Raw genomic sequence first — 2,309 nt, forward strand, 5'->3', positions numbered from 1 at the left:
GCGCTCCTGGGCCTGGGCGTGGCGCTTGTAGGCGTGCCTGATGTACTGCCCGCGCTGGAACGCGGTGACCTCGTCAGGGTGCTGCCGCAGTGGTATGTCGATGCCGGTGCGATCTCGATCTACTACGCCACGCGCAGCCAGATGCCTGCCAAAACCCGCGTGTTCATCGACTTTGTGGTCGAGGCCTTCGAGCATGCCCAACTGGCCCGGCGCTTTGCCGGCGGCCCTGTGTAGACCGGGCACAGTTTGCCAAGAGGCCCGGTCGCCTGCAGGGGCGGCAGACTTCACCCACAATTCCTTTTTTCGTTCCGTTTCTGTATCTGCATCGCACTGAAAGCAAGACCCCATGACCCAATCCCTCAAAGTCGCCGTGATGGGCGCAGGCGCCGTTGGTTGTTATTACGGCGGCATGCTGGCCCGTGCGGGGCACGACGTGACACTGATCGCCAGGCCCCGGCATGTCGATGCCGTCCAGAGTGACGGCCTGCATATGGAAACCCGCACTTTCGATGAGCACGTGCGCCTGGCCGCCAGCAGCGAACCCACCGCCGTGCAGGGCGCCGACCTGGTGCTGTTCTGCGTGAAATCCACCGACACCGAAGCTGCCGGTGCATTGATCCGGCCGCACCTGGCGCCCGGTACGCTGGTGCTGTGCCTGCAAAACGGCGTCGACAACGCCGACCGCCTGCGCACCGTGCTGCCGCAGTACGCAGTGGCGGCTGCCGTGGTGTACGTCGCCACCGAAATGGCCGGCCCCGGCCACGTCAGGCACCACGGCCGGGGTGAACTGGTGATTGAGCCCGCGAGCCGGAGCGAAGCCGTGGCCCAGGCCTTCATCGCGGCTGATGTGCCGGTTGAAATCTCCGGCAACGTGCGCGGCGCACTGTGGGCCAAGCTGATCCTCAACTGCGCCTACAACGCCGTCTCGGCCATCGCGCAGCTGCCCTACGGCAAAACCGTGCAGGGCGAGGGCGTGAAAGACGTCATGCGCGACGTGGTGGCCGAATGCCTGGCCGTGGCTGAAGCCGAAGGTGTGCAGGTGCAGGGCGACATGCACCTGGCCGTGGACAAGCTGGCCGGCAGCATGCCCAACCAGTTTTCATCCACCGCCCAAGACCTGGCGCGCGGCAAACCCACCGAGATCGACTACCTCAACGGGCTGGTTGTCAGGCGCGGTGAGGCACTCGGGGTTGCAACGCCAGCCAACCGGGTGCTTTGGGCGCTGGTGAAGTTGATGGAAGGCAAGTCCTCCCTGGGCAACTAAAGCGACCGTGATGGCGGGCACCAATAGTTGCCTGCCGCCACGGCAATGCACAAATTTGGGGCGAGCCATACGCCTTCGCAGTGCTTAAACGGCCGTAAAGCGCCGGCAAACCGGGATTTGCCGTGTTTTGTTAGCGGCACGGTATGTGCTTCCATTCCTCAGGTCAGGCTGATGAAGGCCTGCGCAGGGGTAACGCGAGCTTCGCGGTGCCCATCGATCTGAATGGATAACGGCGTCCACTTCGGTCTTCAATCTTTTTGAAGATCTCGAAGTGGATTTTTTTTTGGCAAAACAGGATTTAGAGGGATCGTATGGCTTATCTAGTGCCTTCGGAATTTGTGACCAAGATGGTGGATGCGGGTGAATCCAAAATCTTCATGTCTACCCGCGACACCGTGATCCGGGCCTACATGGCCGGCGCCATCCTGGCGCTGGCGGCCTGGTTCGCCGTCACCATCAACGTACAGACCGGCCAGCCCCTGCTGGGCGCCGTGCTGTTCCCGGTGGGTTTCGTCATGTTGTACCTGTTCGGCTTTGACTTGCTGACGGGTGTGTTCGTGCTGTGCCCGCTGGCGCTGATCGACAAGCGACCGGGTGTCACGCTCAAGGGCGTGCTGCGCAACTGGGGTCTGGTCTTTGTCGGCAACTTCCTGGGCGCCTTCACGGTGGCTGTGATGATGGCGATTTACGTCACCAACGGTTTTTCGACCGAGCCCAACGCGGTAGGCAAGGCCATTGGCGTTGTGGGCGAGAACCGCACGCTGGGCTACCAGAAGTACGGCGCCAACGGCATGCTCACCTTGTTTGTACGCGGCATGCTGTGCAACTGGATGGTGTCGGCCGGTGTGGTGGGCGCGATGATCTCCACCCAGGTCAGCGGCAAGGTGATCGCGATGTGGATGCCCATCATGCTGTTCTTCTACATGGTGTTCGAGCACTCCATCGTGAACATGTTCCTGTTCCCGTCCGGCCTGTTGCTGGGCGCGCACTTCACCATCATGGACTACCTGATCTGGAACGAAATCCCGACGGTGCTGGGCAACCT

At 62.1% G+C, this 2,309-nt stretch carries 3 protein-coding genes; all 3 read left to right on the forward strand.

Annotated elements, in window-relative coordinates:
• A partial coding sequence (locus AC1D0Z_RS19845) for a LysR substrate-binding domain-containing protein (RefSeq protein ID WP_477659893.1) occupies window positions 1-234 on the forward strand: 234 nt, incomplete at its 5' end.
• Between the two features lie 112 nt (window positions 235-346).
• Entirely contained in the window at window positions 347-1,264 is a 918-nt protein-coding gene (locus AC1D0Z_RS19850; protein WP_477659894.1) for a ketopantoate reductase family protein, read from the forward strand.
• A gap of 311 nt (window positions 1,265-1,575) precedes the next feature.
• The coding region (locus tag AC1D0Z_RS19855; protein ID WP_477659895.1) for a formate/nitrite transporter family protein at window positions 1,576-2,309 on the forward strand (734 nt) is incomplete at its 3' end.

The organism is Polaromonas sp. P1_E3 (genome assembly GCF_056405935.1).

Coding starts and splice junctions, on each gene's coding strand:
- AC1D0Z_RS19850 (WP_477659894.1), top strand. CDS start 347: ATGACCCAATCCCTCAAAGTCGCCGTGATGGGCGCAGGCGCCGTTGGT.